The organism is Flavonifractor sp. An100 (assembly GCF_002161175.1).
In the GTDB taxonomy this organism is placed as follows: domain Bacteria; phylum Bacillota; class Clostridia; order Oscillospirales; family Oscillospiraceae; genus Lawsonibacter.
The window spans coordinates 1-17,373 of the sequence record NZ_NFMA01000001.1 but is presented as its reverse complement, the minus strand read 5'-3'; the positions used below and the strand labels follow the sequence as shown (position 1 = coordinate 17,373).

Sequence of the window (17,373 nt, the reverse complement as noted above, 5' to 3'; positions counted from 1 at the left end):
TACAATATTTAGGCTGGTTTAGGAGATCCGGCGTCCGACCCCCGCGCAGGCGGACAGCTCTCTCCCCTTTGCCCGCTTAGAAAGGGAAGCAAATGGACATCATTCTCAGTAACTCCAGCGGCAAACCCATCTATGAACAGATTGCCGACCAGGTGAAGGAGCAGATCATGACCGGCGCTCTGGTAGCAGGGGACGCCCTGCCCTCCATGCGTCTGCTGGCCAAAGAGCTGCGGATTTCCGTAATCACCACCAAACGGGCCTACGAGGAGTTGGAACGGGACGGTTTTTTGGAGAACGTACCAGGCAAGGGCTGCTTTGTAGCCCCGCAGAACAAGGAGCTGCTTCGGGAAGCACAGCTGCGAAAGGTGGAAGACAAGTTGGCCCAGGCAGTGGAGGAGGCCCGGAAGGGCGCGTTTTCTCTGGAGGAGCTCCATGACATGCTGGATATTTTATATAAAGGTGACGAATTATGATAAACAGTATTGAGGTACATGGACTTTGCAAGTCCTACGGTGACTTCGCGTTACAAAATGTGGACCTGACCCTTCCGGCCGGCTCCATCATGGGTCTCATCGGAGAAAACGGAGCGGGCAAAACCACCACGATTAAGTGTATTCTGAACCTGATTGCCCGGGACAAGGGTGAAATCACCCTTATGGGCTATGACAACATCCGCCAGGAACGGCTGGCCAAGGCCGACGTGGGTGTGGTGCTGGACGAGTGCTTTTTCCATGACCCTCTCCGTCCTCAGGACATTGGGACTATTTTAAAGCCTGTCTTTTCCACCTGGGACGAAGCCTGCTTTCACCATTATCTAGATCAGTTCGCTCTCCCGGCCAGAAAACCCATCAAAGGTTTTTCCCGGGGAATGAAGATGAAGCTCTCTCTGGCTGCTGCTCTGGCCCACCACCCCAAACTACTCATTCTGGATGAGGCCACAGCTGGACTGGACCCGGTGGTGCGGGACGAAATTCTAGAGGAGTTTTTGAGTTTCATTCAGCAGGAGGACCACGCGGTCCTTCTCTCCAGCCACATTACCTCTGATCTGGAGAAGGTGGCAGACTACATTACCTACCTCCACCAGGGCCAGGTGGTCCTCTCCGACAGCAAGGACTCCATTTTGGAGCACTATGGCCGGGTGGGCTGTACCGCCCAGCAGCTCAGTGAGGTGGAACCGGGGGATCTGCTCCGAGTACGCCGGGGGACCTTCGGCTGCGAGGGCCTCACCTGCAACCGGGGACGTTTCCAGCGCAAATACCCCCATTTGATGGTGGAGCCCACCTCTTTGGAGGACATCATGCTCTTTGTGGGAAAGGGGGAGGACCTATGATTGGCCTCATGTTCAAGGATATTTTAGTGCTGCGGAAAACCCTGCGCTCCTATTTGCTGTTCCTGCTGTTCTACGTGGGGATGGCGGCGATGGGCTTGTTCTCCGTCTCCTTTATCACAGCCTTTGTGCAGATCATTGTGATGGTTCTGCCCATGTCCGCCTTTGCCTTTGATGAACAGGCCAAGTGGGACCGCTATGCATTGACCCTCCCAGTGGGCCGCCGGGCGGTGGTCACCGCCCGATACCTCTTTGTGCTGCTAATGATCTTCACAGCCGCCCTCTTTGCCCTGGTGTCCTGCCTGTTCCTCTCCCTGTTTCAGCAGGGCGATATGCTGGAAAATCTGGGCACCTCCGCCGTGGCCCTGGCTCTGGGCCTGCTGGCCGCTGACCTCAATCTGCCCATGAGCTACGCCGTAGGGCCGGAACGGGCCCGTCCCTATCTCTACGCTACCGTCTTCCTTCCCGTGGTTGCCATCATTGGGGCAGCCAACCTGGGATGGTTGGACGGATTGGACCAACTCTCCCCTTCTGTGCTGACCACCCTCTTCCTCTTTATCCCCCTGCTGCCTCTGGTTGGACTGCCCATCTCCTACCTAATCTCCTGCCGAATTTTGGAACAAAAGGAGGTTTAAGATGAAAACAGGCGTTCTCGTGCTTTGGAGTGGCTGCCTGTTGTCCATCTCCCTGTCCCTGGTCCACTTCGCCTGGGTCGCCACCCCTTCAGAACGGCTGATGACCCTGGCTGTCCTGGCTCTGGCTGCCGGGAGCCTTCATCGAAAATAACGCAACCGGTCCGGGGGAGCGCTTAACGCGCTCCCCCCTTCTTGTGGATATTTGGTGTAATTAGGGGAAATTTTTGGTACAATAAACTTGGGACTGCCCCCTAGGCTCTGTCCCCCATCCTTATATTAGGAGGAAATAACATGATCCATCTCTATTACGGCGATGGAAAGGGAAAAACCACTGCCGCCATGGGTTTAGCCCTGCGCATGGCCGGACGGCAGCGAGGAGTCGTGATCGCCCAATTTCTCAAGGGCGAAGACAGCGGGGAGCGGCGCGCGCTAGAACAGTTGCCCCAGGTTACCCTTCTTCCCCTCCCCCAGCAGGTGAAATTTACCTTCCAGCTGTCGGAGTCGGAATTTCAGGAGGAGGCTCTGCGCAACCAGAATCTGCTCCGCCAGTCCGCCGCTTTGGCCCAGTCTCCTCAGTGCGGACTGCTAGTGCTGGACGAAATCTGCTCCGCCTGTGCGTTGGGTCTGCTCCCCCTCTCCCACCTTTTAGCCGTGCTGGACCAGGCTCAAGTGGAGATGGTCCTCACCGGCCGTGATCCCGCCCCTGAGCTATGCCAGAGGGCGGACTATATCACTCTCTTTCAAAAGCTCCGCCATCCCTATGATTCCGGCATCCCCGCCCGCCTGGGCATCGAATATTAGCTTTACTACTCCCTTAATTTATTTTTTCTCCGGCCATTTTATTTTTGTCTCTTATTTGTCTCTCCTTATTGTGCATTAAGTCAGCTTTTACTTTCCTTTTCCTTCCTGCTTTGTTCTCTTTTTCTCTTTTTTCTTATTTTTCATTCTTTTAAATAAAAAATTGAACTTTTACCCCTTTTTATCTCCTTTCCTAAAGATTCTGACAAAAATTTTACAAAATGCATTGCAATATTTCCTGCAGATGGTATAATAGTTCGCGCGGTACTCCCCGGCTGACAGGACCGGGAGGTGCTTTGGGAATTGGTGACGGCTTTGCAGAAGGTCCGTTGGATCTGCCCCCGGCGGACAGCAGGTTGCCGTCGCAACAGAAGAAAGGAATGAAGTAAATGGCAACTAAATTTGTGTACCTCTTTTCTGAGGGCAACGGCAACATGCGCGAGCTTCTTGGCGGCAAGGGTGCGAACCTGGCCGAGATGACCAACCTGGGTATGCCCGTACCCCAGGGCTTCACCATCACCACCGAAGCCTGTACTCAATATTACGAAGACGGCGAGAAGATCAACGACGAGATCCAGGCCCAGATCATGGAGTACATCTCCAAGATGGAGGAGATCACTGGCAAGAAGTTCGGTGATCTGGAGAACCCCCTGCTGGTCTCCGTCCGTTCCGGCGCCCGCGCCTCCATGCCCGGCATGATGGACACCATCCTGAATCTGGGCCTGAACGAGGACGTGGTGGACGTCATCGCCAAGAAGTCCAACAACCCCCGCTGGGCTTGGGACTGCTACCGCCGCTTTATCCAGATGTACTCCGACGTGGTCATGGAAGTGGGCAAGAAGTACTTCGAGGAGCTCATTGACCAGATGAAGGCCAAGCGCGGCGTGACCCAGGACGTGGAGCTCACCGCCGAGGATCTGAAGGAGCTGGCTGGCCAGTTCAAGGCCGAGTACAAGGAGAAGATCGGTTCTGACTTCCCCTCCGACCCCAAGGAGCAGCTCATGGGCGCCATCAAGGCCGTGTTCCGCTCCTGGAACAACCCCCGCGCCATTGTTTACCGCCGCATGAACGATATCCCCGGCTCCTGGGGCACTGCCGTCAACGTGCAGTCCATGGCCTTCGGCAACATGGGCGACGACTGCGGCACCGGCGTGGCCTTTACTCGTAACCCCGCCACCGGCGAGAAGAAGCTGATGGGCGAGTTCCTGACCAACGCCCAGGGCGAGGACGTGGTGGCCGGCGTACGTACCCCCATGCCCATTCAGGAGATGGCCGAGAAGTTCCCCGAGGCCTTTAAGCAGTTTGAAGAGGTTTGCCAGATTCTGGAGAACCACTACCATGATATGCAGGACATGGAGTTCACCGTGGAGAACGGCAAGCTCTACATGCTGCAGACCCGTAACGGCAAGCGCACCGCCGCCGCCGCTTTGAAGATCGCCTGCGACCTGGTGGACGAGGGCCAGATCACTGAGCAGAAGGCTGTGGCCATGATCGACCCCCGCAACCTGGACACCCTGCTCCATCCCCAGTTCGATCCCGCCGCTCTGAAGGCTGCCACCCCCGTGGCCACCGCTCTGCCCGCCTCTCCCGGCGCCGCCTGCGGCAAGATCGTCTTCACTGCTGACGACGCCAAGGAGTGGGCTGCCCGCGGTGAGAAGGTGGTTCTGGTCCGTCTGGAGACCTCTCCCGAGGACATCGAAGGCATGGTCGCCTCCCAGGGCATCCTCACCGTTCGCGGCGGCATGACCTCCCACGCTGCCGTCGTGGCCCGCGGCATGGGCACCTGCTGTGTCTCCGGCTGCGGCGCCATCAAGATGGACGAGGCCAACAAGCAGTTTGAGCTGGCCGGCAAGGTCTATCACGAGGGCGACTGGCTCAGCCTGGACGGCTCCACCGGCAACATCTACGGCGAGGCTATCCCCACCGTGGACGCCTCCATCGGCGGCGAGTTCGGCCGGATCATGGCTTGGGCTGACAAGTACCGCCAGCTGAAGGTCCGCACCAACGCTGATAACCCCCGGGACACCAAGCAGGCGGTCAAGTTCGGCGCCGAGGGCATCGGTCTGTGCCGTACCGAGCACATGTTCTTTGAAGAGGACCGTATCCCCGCCATCCGCGAGATGATCTGCTCCGACACCGTGGAGCAGCGTGAGAAGGCTCTGGAGAAGCTGGAGCCCATGCAGCAGGGCGACTTCGAGGCCATGTACGAGGCTCTGGAAGGCCGTCCCATGACCGTCCGCTTCCTGGATCCCCCCCTGCACGAGTTCGTTCCCACCGAGGACGCCGACATCCAGCAGCTGGCTAAGGATATGAACAAGTCCGTGGAGGACATCAAGGCCATCATCGCCTCTCTGCATGAGTTCAACCCCATGATGGGTCACCGCGGCTGCCGTCTGGCTGTCACCTATCCAGAGATCGCCGCTATGCAGACCCGTGCCGTCATTAAGGCCGCCCTCAATGTCCAGGCCCGTCACCCCGACTGGGAGATGGTCCCCGAGATCATGATTCCTCTGGTTGGCGAGGTGAAGGAGCTGGCCTTCGTAAAGAAGACCGTGGTGGAGACCGCTGACGCCATCATCAAGGCCGCCGGCTCCAACATGACCTACAAGGTGGGCACCATGATCGAGATCCCCCGTGCCGCCCTCACCGCTGATGAGATCGCCAAGGAGGCCGACTTCTTCTCCTTCGGCACCAACGACCTGACTCAGATGACCTTCGGCTTCAGCCGCGACGATGCCGGCAAGTTCCTAGAGGCCTACTACTCCAACAAGATCTACGAGAGCGATCCCTTCGCCCGTCTGGACCAGAACGGCGTTGGCCGTCTGGTGGAGATGGCCTGCCGTCTGGGCCGTCAGACCCGCCCCGACCTGAAGCTGGGCATCTGCGGCGAGCACGGCGGCGACCCCTCCTCCGTGGAGTTCTGCCACAACACCGGGCTGGATTACGTCTCCTGCTCCCCCTTCCGTGTGCCCATCGCCCGTCTGGCTGCCGCTCAGGCCGCTATTAAGAACCCTAGAGCTTAAATATTCCAGTAACAGCAGCCCCCCCGAATCAATTTTGATTCGGGGGGGCTGCTGTCGTACTGTGTCTCTTTCTATAGAATATAAGAGTTATTGATCCACTTTCCGGCCGGCCATCAGCCCTATGATCAGGCCCAGCACTGCCGGGCAGACCCATCCAAATCCCCGGTCAGCCAGAGGGATCGTCCCCTCAGCCCACTGCACCAGACCGTCCAGCTGCATCAACTGACGAGTTGCTTCCGGCAGGGCTTTGAAAAAGTCGAACACCGCTGCCACAGCGGTCAATCCAATCGTCCACCGAAGCACCACCTTGCTGTGGTGAAAGGCCTGTCCAAACAGGGTGAGCAAAATCAGTACGATTGCCAGAGGATACAGGAACATCAAAACCGGCAGGGAGTAGCTGGTAATAGCTTCCAGCCCCAGGTTGGCGATGAGAAAGGAGAGCACGCAAAAGCCCACCGCCCAGACGGAATAGGAGGGGCCAGAGGGGATGATTTTCACGAAAGTCTCGCTGCAGCTAGTAATGAGTCCAACCGCCGTCTTCAGGCAGGCCACGGTCACAATAACCGCTAAAATGACCGCGCCTACCCCGCCGAAATAGTGCTGGGCGATCTGGGCCAATACCTCTCCGCCGTTTCCGCTGACCTCATACACCCCCCGGCTCTGGGCACTGACCACCGTTACCAACACGTAAATCAGGCCCATCAGCAAAGAGCTGAACACACCGGCGCGCACCGTACTTTTTGCCACTTCCGCCGGCTCCTGCACCCCCAGGCGACGGATCGCGTCTACCACCACAATCCCAAAGGCCAGACCAGCTAAGGCGTCCATGGTATTGTAGCCCTCCAGAAGGCCGGAAGAAAAGGCGTCCGCACTGTACTTCCCCACCGGCTCGATCTCTGAGATAACCCCCATGGGCGTAGTGAGTGCCCGGATAATCAAAATGGCCAGCACCACCAAAAACAGGGGATTGAGTACCTTTCCAATCCAGGTCAGCAGCTCCCCGGGGCGCAGGGAAAAGAACAACACCGCTGCGAAAAAGACAAAGGAGAAAACCGCCAGACCAATTCGTTCGCCTGTCCCCGACAAAATCCGTTCAATCCCCACCGTATAGGAGACCGTGGCGCAGCGGGGAATGGCAAAAAATGGGCCAATAGTGAGGTAGAGCGCACAGGTAAAGAACAGTCCGTATGGCCTTCCTACCCGGCTGCTCAGCTCCAGCACGCCCTCCTCCCGGCTGATTCCAAGGGCGGCCACCCCAAGCAGCGGAAGCCCCACCCCGGTCAGTAAAAGGCCGGCAGAGGCCAGCCAGATGCTGCGTCCCGCCATCTGTCCCATGGAGGCTGGGAAAATTAAGTTTCCCGCTCCAAAGAACATTCCAAACAGCATACTGGCTACCACCATAAGTTCCCGGAATGTTAATTTTTTCATGCTTTGAATCCTCACCTATCTCTTATTTTCTCCATTATATCGCACTTATTCATCCGGGTAAACCCCAGTTCTCCTTACTGAGGTCTTATCCTTTCTCCTCCGACTGCTCCTCCACTCCCGTCCAATTGGGCCGGCTCCGGGCCCCCGGCTTTTGCCGCTTCAGAGTCCAATCCATACCAATCTCGTCCAGCAGCCGTTTTCTCCGGGCGGTCATATGGAAGTTGGGATTTCCCCGATACGCCTGCCTCTGACTGGAAACCCACATACCCAGCTTTGTCCCCTCCTCTGTAACATAATCAGTGGAAATCCGCAAATGTCCATACCGCTCATAGAAGGCCCGGGCGGCCCGGTAACGGGACATCCACTTTTCCTCATAGGGGTCCCAGACCATCCCAATGCTGTCCAACTGGCTACGCTGCTGTTGGGTCAGGGAGTGCTCCTTTCTCCTCTGCCGTGCCACCCACTGTCCCAGCCGGCAGCCATCCTCCTCCACGTAGTTGGGCGTGAACCAAAGGGTCCCGTGTTTCAAAAAGTAGGCCTTTGCCCGCTCAAACATCCTGTCCCACTGACTCTGAAAGACCGTCCACTCCATTCCAAGCCGCTCTAGCTTCTCAATTCGCTCCGGCTCCAGTGTCCCCGCCCGGTAGCGGTCCCGCTGCCCGCTGAGCCATTCCGACAGGCACCTCACCTCCCGCCCCCCACTGTCTCTGGGAATCCGCATATGACCATGCTTGCGAACAAAGGCCTCCACCTGGTGAAAATGCTTCTCCCACTCCACGCCCAGGGGGTCCCACACCATCCCAATCCGCTCCAGCTTGGTCACTCGGTCCCGGCTGAGTTTTTTCGTCCGATAAAGCTCCCGCTGATGATAAATCCAAGCTCCCAGCCGCAGCCCTTCTCCTGTCACATATTGACTGGGGACCAGCAAATCTCCCTTCCCCTGCCGATACGCCTGGGCCGCCTCATACATCTGCCGCCAGCGCTCCTCAAAGGGTGACCACTGGATTCCCAACCCTTCCAGTTTTTTAATCTGCAAGGCTGTGAGCGAGTTGTTCCGATAGGCTTCCCGCTGCAGGTTGATCCAGACTGCCATCCGGCCTGTCTCATCCACCTGCGCTTCTTTCTCCCGTCCCCCTCGTTCTACCGCCCGTTTTACCTTTTGGTACATGCGTTCCCAGGCCCGGGCCGTATCATTGCGGTAGGTCTCCAAAATCTTTGGGCGGTCCCGCTTCAGGTCCACATCCAAATCCGTTAGGCCCAGCACATCTGCCAGCTGACGGATGCCCTTCTCTAAGCTCTTATCCCCCCAATCCTCCAGCTGAATCATTAAGTCCTCTCCCCCCAGCCGGGGAAGCCGGGGTTCCCGCACCCGAATCAGCCGGATACCCGCCCGCCTGCACACCTCTCCCTTTTCCCGGTCCTGCTTCTCCTTTTCCTGGTGCCACCTCCAGCCGTCGTACTCAATGGCAGTCTGGATGGAGGGGAGATACACGTCCAGCTCCACCCCCAGGCTCTGCCACTGTCCCAGCTTTCCAGCGTCAGGAAACTGTTTCTTCAGATAAAACAGCAGCGCTTTTTCCGGAAAGGACGTGCTTTGGGCGCGCTCCCCATCCCAGACCATATTCAACGCATTGAGCTGTTCCATCCGCTGGGGTGTGATTCCTCCCGGCTCTCCCTTCTGCCACTTACGATAGCACTTCCTCTGCCGTGCCAACCAGCTTCCCAAACGTATGCCGTCCTCCGTCACATAGTCCACAGGAGCATTGAGCCTTTCATGGACTCGGACGTACTCCTTGGCGCACTGGTACATTCTCCTCCAGTTTTCCTCACACACGTCCCAGGCCATTCCAATCTGGTCCAGACGCGCAATTTGGTCCTGGGTGAGCGATCCCCGCTTTCCCTTCCGTGCCGCCCGCTGGGCCAGCAGCCAGGTACGCAGCTCTCCCTGCCCAGGCTGCAAGTGGCCGTTGGCCTGGTAATAGGCCCGGGCCTTCTGATACCAGTTTTCCCACCGCTGGGCCGGGTCTATCTCTACATCCCACACCATCCCAATTGCCTCCAAGCGCTTTACCCGCTCTGGAGTAAAGCACCGGTTACTCCCCCTGTGGTATACCTGCCGCTGTGTTTTCAGCCACTGCCTCAGTGGAGCATAAGCCCCCTCCCCCGTCGGAAGCTGGAGATGGCCATAGGTCTGGTAAAACTCCTTTGCCTGCTGGTACATCCTCTCCCAGAGCTCCTCCCGGACATCCCACACCATTCCAATCTCTTCTAGCCTCTGAATCCGCTCCTTCTCCAACTTCCCCACCTGATATGCTTTTCTCTGCCGGGATAGCCAATTGGCCAGCGGCCCGGAAATCCGTCCCTGTGTCCCCCGGCTCCAACCCAGGCTGCCGTATTGGAGAAAATGGGCCTTAGCCAGTTCAAATTGGGTGTCCCAGCACTGCTGATTGTGATCGGCGGGAATATTCAGCTGGTCCAGCTTCTCTTTCCGTTCCCGGCTCACAGTTCCCTTCCAGATGTTCTGCTTCTGATTGCTCAACCACATCCCCAGCTTAATCCCCTCTTCGGTCACATAACTGGCGGGAGGAAGGGAGCGGTGGGCGGCAACATACTCCTTTACCAATTTAAAATAAACGGCCCACTTATCCTGTCTCTGCTGTTGCGGTTCCCAGACCATTCCCATCTCGTTAAAAACCTTCTCCCGCTCTGGGGACAGTGTCCCCTGCCGACGGCTCAACCGGATTCGGTTGACCCAGATGCCCAGCTTCCTTCCCTCTGGTGTCACATAGGACTGGGGCACCCGGACGCTCCCAAAGGTCTGTCGGTACTCCTCCAATGCCTGCACCATGGTCTGAAACTCCCACTCCCTGACATCCCAGATCATCCCTATAGCCTGCAAACGCTCCACCCGCTCCTTGGTAAAACAGGGATTTGTTTTTAGCTTGTAATCTCCCCGCTGGGTCCCAATCCACGCCCCCAGACGTTTTCCCCCCACCTGGTAATCCCCAGGGACCGCCAAATTCCCATGGGTCTGGGCGTACTGTTTAGCTAACTCATACATCTCTTCCCATCTGGTCTTCTCAACATGAGTTCCTTTGTTCACCGTTTTCCCTCCTAAAAACGCACCGGCCTGTCTTAATAAAACCAGTATACCAGCCTGTTTTCCAAGCCGGAACCCCCTTCTTGCTCCTCTGAAGTTTCCAATGTGCTGGTCTGTTTGACCAACAAGTCTTCTCTACTCCTCTCTTGGCTTGTGACTTTCCTCAAAAAATACGAGGCACCCCTATTGACAAACCAGCCGCTTGCCTGTATCATAAAAACACGTTTGTAGGAAGCAAACACGTTGGATCTCAAGGATCTGCCGCGCATTACCCTCTCCCCGCTGGCCAGGGGCCCTGGAATGGTATGTCAAAAGGCATACGACTTCTCAGAAGAGAAGCCGTATGCCTTTTTGTTATGTATTACATTCCCCTTGATACATCTTTAGGAAAGGAATTATGCCCATGAGAATCCCCCTCCCTCTGCTACTTGCGGCAGCCATCTCGTTCTCTTTGACCGCCTGCGCCCCCTCCACCAGTTTCTCTTCTTCCTCTCAGACCCCCTCCACCCGCACGGTGGTGGATGTATGGAACCGAGAGGTTGAGGTCCCAGAACAGGTAGACACCATCCTCTGCCTGGGCTCCATGGCCCCCCGATTTGCCGCCTACCTGGACGTTGTGGACCGGATGGTGGGGGCAGAGGACTCCGATCTGGTCCAGATGTCCGTTCGGTATGACTATAGCCCCGTCTACTATGACCAGCTTAAGCAGCTCCCCAGTGTGGGTGCGGGCGGAGGCAGCGGGGAAAACAACGCCTACCCCGAGGAGATCATTAAGCTCCAACCCGATGTGATTTTAGCCGGATTTAACCAGGACGCCGCCGACGAATTACAGCGGCAGACCGGCATCCCGGTGGTCAGCGTCCGCTACCGCACCCAGGGCTTTCTGGACGAGGGCTTCTACCGCACCCTGCGCCTGTTTGCAGAGGTTGTAGGGGCGGAGGATCGCTGTGAGGAAATTTTAACCTATTTGGACGCCTGCAAGGCCGATCTGGACGACCGGACCAAGGACATCCCCGACAGCGAAAAGCAGAAGGCCTATACAGGAGCGGTCACCTTTAATGGCCGGCACGGGTTTGCGTTTACCTATGTGAATTTTCCTCCCTTTACCGCCATTCACGCCAACAATGTTGCCGATGAATTTCTCCAGGAGCAGACCGGTCAGGCCGCCAGCGAAGCTGCTCAGGCCGGCACTGCCTATGTAGGAAACGACGGATTTGAGGTGGATTTGGAGCAGATTCTCCTGTGGGACCCGGATGTGATTTTCCTGGACCCAGGCAACCTGGACCTGGTCAACGAGGAGTATGCCAATAACCCTAGGTATTTCCAATCCCTTCGGGCTGTGCAGGAGGGAAACGTCTACACCATGCCCTCCTCCAACGCGGCCGGTCCTAATATCACCTATCTGCTCATCAACGCCTACTACGCCGGAACCGTTCTCTTCCCTGAGCAGTTCCAGGATATTCAGCTGGAGGAAAAGGCGGGAGAGATTATGGAGCAGCTGTTGGGACGAGACTTCTTTTCCGAGATGGAGGCAGGGGGACTCTATTACGGAACCGTCACCCTGGGCGGGTGATCTGCCATGGAACATCTTTCCTCCCCTCCCACCAGCCAGGCCTATCGCCACTACATCGCCGGGAAATGGTATGTCCTTTTGGCCATGCTCCTGGTCACTTTAGCTGCCGCTCTCGCCTCCCTGATGGCAGGTTCCTCCGGCCTGCCACTGACCCAGGTAATCGGTGCCCTTCTGGGGCTGGGCGATCCCCAATCCCTCACCATTGTCTGGAATGTGCGGATGCCTCGGGTTGCCACCGCTATCGTGGTGGGGATCGCCCTGTCCATGTGCGGCTGCATCATGCAAAATGTACTGCGCAATCCCTTGGCCTCCGCCTCCACCCTGGGTGTCTCCCAGGGGGCATCCTTTGGAGCGGCGGTATCCATCATCTGTCTGGGAGCCGGCTCCCAAATCAACTCCGGCAGCGGCTCAGCCGCCGCCCTGACCATCACCCAGCCCTATCTGGTGACCCTGTGCGCCTTTCTAGGGGGAATGATAACCACGGTGGTCATCCTGGCCCTGTCCCGGCTGCGGGGCATGACTCCCTCCACCATGGTCCTGGCCGGTGTGGCCATCAGTGCCGCCTTCAGCGGAGGCACCACTTTGGTACAGTACTTTGCCGACGATGTGATGGTGGCCACCGTGGTCTACTGGACCTTCGGCAGCCTGGGCCGGGCCGGCTGGAGTGAAATCGCCCTGATCGGCCTTCTGTGCCTGCTGGCCTTTCTCTTCTTTTTCTTCCACCGATGGAACTACAACGCTTTGGAAAGCGGCATCCACACCGCCAAGAGCTTGGGTGTTCCGGTGGAGGTTCTGGTGCCCTCCAGCTTGGTGGTGTGCGCCCTCATCTCCTCGGTTTCGGTGGCCTTTGTGGGGTGCATCAACTTCATCGGTCTCATCGCTTGCCACATGATGCGCCGTCTGGTGGGCAACGATGTACGTTTCCTGCTGCCGTGCACCGCCCTGTGCGGGGCCGCCCTGCTGCTGGTTTCCGACATCATCTGCCGGACTCTGGTTCCACCTACGGTGCTTCCCATCGGCGCCCTGACCTCCTTCCTGGGAGCGCCGCTGTTTCTCTATCTCATTATAAGGGGTGGACGTACTGCATGATTGAGATTCAACACATCGCCTTTTCCTATGGCGATCATGCCATCCTCCACGATGTGTCCTTTACCGCCCAGGCCGGGGAGTGCGTGGGCATTCTGGGCAACAACGGAGCGGGTAAAAGCACCTTTATCACCTGCCTCAACCGCATCCGCATCCCCGCCGCCGGGGAGATCTGGGTGGACGGCAAGTCGGTGCAGTCCATGAGCCGGCGGGAGCTGGCCCAGACCATCGCCTACGTGGCACAGGCCAACGAAATGAGCCAAGCCACCGTATTTGACTGCGTGCTGCTGGGCCGGAAGCCCTATCTAAAATGGGGCGTCAGCCCCAAGGACCTGGAGCTGTGCGCCGCCATGATCCGGAAAGTGGGACTGGAAAAGCTCCAGCTGCGCAACCTGGATGAACTCTCCGGGGGAGAGCTGCAAAAGGTCATGCTGGCCCGCGCCCTGGTGCAGCAACCCAAGGTACTGCTTCTGGATGAGCCCACCAGCAGTCTGGACCCCCGCAACCAATATGAGATGTTGGCCCTGGTCCGCCAGATCGCCAAGGAGCAGGGCATCACCGTTTTGATCGTCCTCCATGACCTGAATTTAGCCCTGCGCTACTGTGACCGCTTCTATTTCCTGAAGGACGGCACCGGATACCGCTACGGCGGCGAGGAGACGGTGGACGCCCAGACCATTGAATCGGTCTACGGCATTCCCGCCCAGGTGATGCGGGTGGAGAATCGAAAATTTGTGATGATTGGATAAGGAGAATGTTACCATGACTGACTTGGAACGCTGTGTGGCCTTCCACGGCCACGCCTGCGGCGGCCTGACCATCGGCTATCAGGCTGCCACATACGCCGCAAAGCTCCTGGACTTGTCCGCTCAGCCCGACGACGAGCAGGTGGTCTGCATTACGGAAAATGACGCCTGTGGCGTGGACGCTATCCAGGTACTGCTGGGATGCAGCGAGGGAAAGGGAAATCTGCTGTTTCACATGACCGGAAAGCAGGCCTTCTCCTTCTACCTCCGCTCGGCCCACACCTCTGTGCGACTGGTGCTTCGTCCCCTCCCCCACCCCATGAGCCGGGAGGAATCCTTTGCCTACTACCAAAGCGCCCGCCCAGAAGACCTGTTTGACGTCAAGCCCGCCACCCTGCCCTTGCCGGAGCGGGCCCAGCTCTTTGAAAGCTACGTCTGCGAATGCTGCGGAGAGACTGTGGGCAGCAACTGGATCCGCCTGCGGAACGGGAAAAAGCTGTGTCTGGACTGCTGTCCCTCCTATGACCGCTTCCATGTATAACGGTGTCCAAGGAGAAAAAGCGCTATGACTTTAGAGGAATTTTTTCATCAGCAGCCCCGGGTTGCACTGGCCTTTTCCGGTGGTGTAGACTCCGCTTACCTACTCTATGAGGCCGCCCGGCTGGCCCAATCCGTCCAGGCCTATTACGTCAACTCCCCCTTTCAGCCCCAATTTGAATTGGAGGATGCCCAGCGTCTGGCCCAACAGCTCCAGGTTCCCCTGACCGTACTGCCCCTGGATGTGCTCTCCGATCCCCAGGTGGCCGCCAATCCTCCCGACCGCTGCTACTTCTGCAAGCGGAAGATTTTTACCGCTCTTTGCTCCGCGGCCGCTGCCGACGGCTTTTCCACCGTGCTGGACGGGACCAACGCCTCCGACCAGGCAGGTGACCGGCCGGGGATGCGGGCCTTGGCGGAGCTGTCCGTCCGGTCCCCCCTAAGGGAGTGCGGCCTGACTAAGGAGGAAATTCGCAGCCGCTCCCGCCAGGCCGGGCTGTTTACCTGGGACAAGCCCGCCTACGCCTGTCTGGCCACCCGGATTCCCACCGGTCAGGCCATCACCCTCCAGGATCTTCAGCGCACCGAGCAGGCGGAGGGCATCTTGTTTTCCATGGGATTTACCGACTTTCGCATCCGGCTTTTGGGCAACTGCGCCAGGCTGCAGCTGCCCAGTCACCAGCTTTCCTTGCTGCTAGACAAGCGGGAGCAGCTACTCAGCCGGCTCAAACCCTATTACAGCGCAGTGCTACTGGATCTGGAGGTACGGAGATGAACAACGAAATCAAACGTATCCTGGAAGCGGTCCACTCCGGCGATCTGTCGGTGGAGGACGCTCTGGTAAAAATCAAGGCCGAGCCCTTTGCCGACATCGGCTACGCCAAGGTGGACCTCCACCGAAAAATCCGCCAGGGGGTGGCGGAGGTCATTTACGGGGCAGGGAAAACCCCGGAACAGATTGCCGGTATCCTGGATGTGCTGCTGTCCCACGGTCAGAAGACCATTCTGATCACCCGCATGTCCCCCCAGGCCGCCCAGGAAGTAGGCCGTACCCACCAGTTGGATTACCACCCTGACGCTAAAATCGGCATCATTGGACCCATGCCGTCTCCCAACGGCATTGGGAAAATCGTGGTGGCCACCGGCGGAACCAGCGACATCCCGGTGGCGGAGGAGGCCGCCCTCACCGCTCAGATCCTGGGCAACGAGGTGGTGCGGCTCTACGACGTGGGTGTAGCCGGCCTGCACCGGACGCTGGCCCACCTGGATGATATTTTCAGCGCCAGTGTCATCATCGCCATTGCCGGGATGGAGGGGGCGCTGGCCAGCGTCATTGGCGGACTGGCCGACTGCCCCGTCATCGCAGTACCCACCAGTGTGGGCTATGGGGCATCCTTCCACGGCCTGGCCGCCCTGCTGTCCATGCTCAACTCCTGCGCCAGCGGCGTCAGTGTGGTGAACATTGACAACGGCTTTGGCGCTGGCTACTTAGCCAGCATGATCAACCATATGGATGCAACAAAGGAGCAGTAAGCCATGAACATTCTTTATTTGGATTGCAGCATGGGCGCGGCCGGCGATATGCTTACCGCCGCTCTCCTGGAGCTTCTCCCCAATCCGGAGGACGTGCTCCAGCAGCTTAACTCCCTGGGCCTGCCCGGCGTTCATTTTACCCGGGAAACCAGCGTCAAGTGCGGCATCACCGGCACCCATATGTCGGTGACCATTCATGGCCAGGAGGAGGAGAGTCTAGACCACTCCCACCAGCACCACCACGACCACTGCCATGCTCCCGACCAGGAGCACAGCCACGGGGAACACCACCACGACCACGCCCCGCACCATGACCACGACACCCCCCACACCCACTCCCACGGCTCCCACACGCATACCAGCCTGGAGGACATTCGCCACATTGTGCTGGGCCTACCCAACCTACCGCCCCAAGTAAAGGAAAACGCCATGGCCGTCTATGAGCTGCTGGCTCAGGCAGAGGGCCACGCCCACGGCATGCCGGTCACCCAGATTCATTTCCACGAGGTAGGCACTATGGACGCCATTGCCGATATTGTGGCGGTCTGTCTCCTCATGGACCGTCTCGCCCCTGACCAGGTGGTAGTCTCCCCCATCCACGTAGGCAGCGGCCAGGTACGGTGCGCCCACGGGATCCTCCCCGTGCCCGCCCCCGCTACCGCTTTTCTGCTGACCGACGTGCCCATCTACGGAGGTGAGATTGCCGGAGAGCTCTGCACCCCCACCGGGGCCGCTCTGCTCAAGCACTTTGCTACCCGCTTCGGCTCCATGCCGGTAATGCGTCCTCGGGCAGTGGGATATGGAATGGGCAAGAAAGACTTCCCTGCCGCCAACTGCATCCGCGCCATGCTGGGTGATGCCCAGGAGGAGACCGACGGCGTGCTGGAGCTATCCTGCAATGTGGACGATATGACCCCCGAGCAAATCGGATTTGCCATGGAGCACCTGCTGGGTCAGGGCGCTCTGGACGTGTACACCGTTCCCATTGGCATGAAAAAATCACGCCCCGGTACCCTGATCTGTGTACTGTGCCGGAGTGAGGACCGCCAGAAGATGGTGGAGCAGCTGTTTCAGCATACCACGACCCTTGGGATTCGGGAGGCACGCTACCAGCGCTATGTGCTCCACCGTACCTTCACCACCCTGGACACTCCTTATGGACCCGTCCGCCGCAAGGACTCCTCCGGTTACGGAGTCTCCCGGTCCAAGTATGAATATGAGGACCTGGCCCGCATAGCAGGGGACCAGAACCTGAGTCTGGAGGTCCTGCTGGCTCTGTTGAGAAAAGATTGATACCTGACCAAGAGAAGCTCTGTCCCTGATGCACTCCTCTGACAAACAAAAGGGATGCCGGCGAAGTATCGTCGGCATCCCTTTTCTTATGAAATTCCTGCTTGACCACAAGGTTTTTTAGTTGATCTTCTCCATGGTTACGATGACCGGTGCATTCTCCTCGTCGTCCAGGGACCCTGTGTATGTGATTTTGACCTGGTCGCCCTCCTCAAACCCGTCCTGGCTGACCCCCTGGCCAAAATCCATCACCTGATACTCTCCGTCGCCCACCAGCAGGATCAGGTAAGTGCCCAT

15 protein-coding genes are annotated in these 17,373 nt (G+C 58.3%); 13 read left to right on the top strand and 2 right to left on the bottom strand.

Annotated features, from left to right (window positions below; genetic code table 11):
* Positions 1–92: 92 nt before the first annotated feature.
* From B5E43_RS00075 to ppdK, 6 genes are all read left to right on the top strand, one after another.
* Positions 93–473: a GntR family transcriptional regulator gene (locus tag B5E43_RS00075; RefSeq protein WP_087392717.1), complete on the top strand. Its 381-nt coding sequence runs from the start codon at positions 93–95 to the stop codon at positions 471–473.
* Entirely contained in the window at positions 470–1,330 is an 861-nt protein-coding gene (locus B5E43_RS00070) for an ABC transporter ATP-binding protein (protein ID WP_087392716.1), read from the top strand. The genes B5E43_RS00075 and B5E43_RS00070 overlap by 4 nt, the downstream gene beginning before the upstream one ends.
* Positions 1,327–1,962, top strand: coding sequence for an ABC-2 transporter permease (locus tag B5E43_RS00065; RefSeq protein ID WP_087392715.1), 636 nt, complete (start codon positions 1,327–1,329; stop codon positions 1,960–1,962). The genes B5E43_RS00070 and B5E43_RS00065 overlap by 4 nt, the downstream gene beginning before the upstream one ends.
* A gap of 1 nt (position 1,963) precedes the next feature.
* A complete protein-coding gene (locus B5E43_RS14990) occupies positions 1,964–2,113 on the top strand; it encodes a hypothetical protein (protein WP_158098915.1) in 150 nt (49 codons plus the stop codon).
* A 140-nt stretch (positions 2,114–2,253) separates the two neighbouring features.
* Positions 2,254–2,763: a cob(I)yrinic acid a,c-diamide adenosyltransferase gene (locus B5E43_RS00060; protein WP_087392714.1), complete on the top strand. Its 510-nt coding sequence runs from the start codon at positions 2,254–2,256 to the stop codon at positions 2,761–2,763.
* 386 nt (positions 2,764–3,149) lie between these two features.
* Positions 3,150–5,783: a pyruvate, phosphate dikinase gene (ppdK, locus tag B5E43_RS00055; protein ID WP_087392713.1), complete on the top strand. Its 2,634-nt coding sequence runs from the start codon at positions 3,150–3,152 to the stop codon at positions 5,781–5,783.
* An 87-nt stretch (positions 5,784–5,870) separates the two neighbouring features.
* On the opposite strand, the gene brnQ is transcribed toward ppdK, so the two are convergent.
* Both brnQ and B5E43_RS00045 read right to left on the bottom strand, forming a co-directional pair.
* The gene (gene brnQ / locus B5E43_RS00050; RefSeq protein WP_087392712.1) at positions 5,871–7,211 is read right to left on the bottom strand and encodes a branched-chain amino acid transport system II carrier protein; all 1,341 of its coding nucleotides are present in this window, start codon (positions 7,209–7,211) and stop codon (positions 5,871–5,873) included.
* Between the two features lie 85 nt (positions 7,212–7,296).
* Positions 7,297–10,314 (bottom strand): helicase associated domain-containing protein, encoded by a 3,018-nt coding sequence (locus tag B5E43_RS00045; RefSeq protein ID WP_087392711.1) that lies wholly within the window; start codon positions 10,312–10,314, stop codon positions 7,297–7,299.
* Between the two features lie 394 nt (positions 10,315–10,708).
* On the opposite strand from B5E43_RS00045, the gene B5E43_RS00035 reads away from it, so the two are divergent.
* The 7 genes from B5E43_RS00035 to larC are packed head-to-tail and all read left to right on the top strand — an operon-like array spanning position 10,709 to position 17,079.
* Positions 10,709–11,884, top strand: coding sequence for an iron ABC transporter substrate-binding protein (locus tag B5E43_RS00035; protein WP_087392709.1), 1,176 nt, complete (start codon positions 10,709–10,711; stop codon positions 11,882–11,884).
* 6 nt (positions 11,885–11,890) lie between these two features.
* Positions 11,891–12,973 carry an iron ABC transporter permease gene (locus B5E43_RS00030; RefSeq protein ID WP_087392708.1) on the top strand — a complete coding sequence of 361 codons (1,083 nt, stop codon included), beginning with the start codon at positions 11,891–11,893 and terminating at the stop codon, positions 12,971–12,973.
* On the top strand, positions 12,970–13,719 hold the full coding sequence (locus tag B5E43_RS00025; RefSeq protein ID WP_087392707.1) for an ABC transporter ATP-binding protein: 750 nt from the start codon (positions 12,970–12,972) through the stop codon (positions 13,717–13,719). Before B5E43_RS00030 ends, B5E43_RS00025 begins: the two co-directional genes overlap by 4 nt.
* A gap of 13 nt (positions 13,720–13,732) precedes the next feature.
* Complete coding sequence (locus B5E43_RS00020; RefSeq protein ID WP_087392706.1) at positions 13,733–14,257, top strand: FmdE family protein; 525 nt, start codon at positions 13,733–13,735, stop codon at positions 14,255–14,257.
* Between the two features lie 24 nt (positions 14,258–14,281).
* A complete protein-coding gene (gene larE / locus B5E43_RS00015; RefSeq protein ID WP_087392705.1) occupies positions 14,282–15,028 on the top strand; it encodes an ATP-dependent sacrificial sulfur transferase LarE in 747 nt (248 codons plus the stop codon).
* Positions 15,025–15,786 (top strand): nickel pincer cofactor biosynthesis protein LarB, encoded by a 762-nt coding sequence (larB, locus tag B5E43_RS00010; RefSeq protein WP_087392704.1) that lies wholly within the window; start codon positions 15,025–15,027, stop codon positions 15,784–15,786. The genes larE and larB overlap by 4 nt, the downstream gene beginning before the upstream one ends.
* A 3-nt stretch (positions 15,787–15,789) precedes the next feature.
* Positions 15,790–17,079: a nickel pincer cofactor biosynthesis protein LarC gene (larC, locus tag B5E43_RS00005; RefSeq protein WP_087392703.1), complete on the top strand. Its 1,290-nt coding sequence runs from the start codon at positions 15,790–15,792 to the stop codon at positions 17,077–17,079.
* Positions 17,080–17,373: the final 294 nt, after the last annotated feature.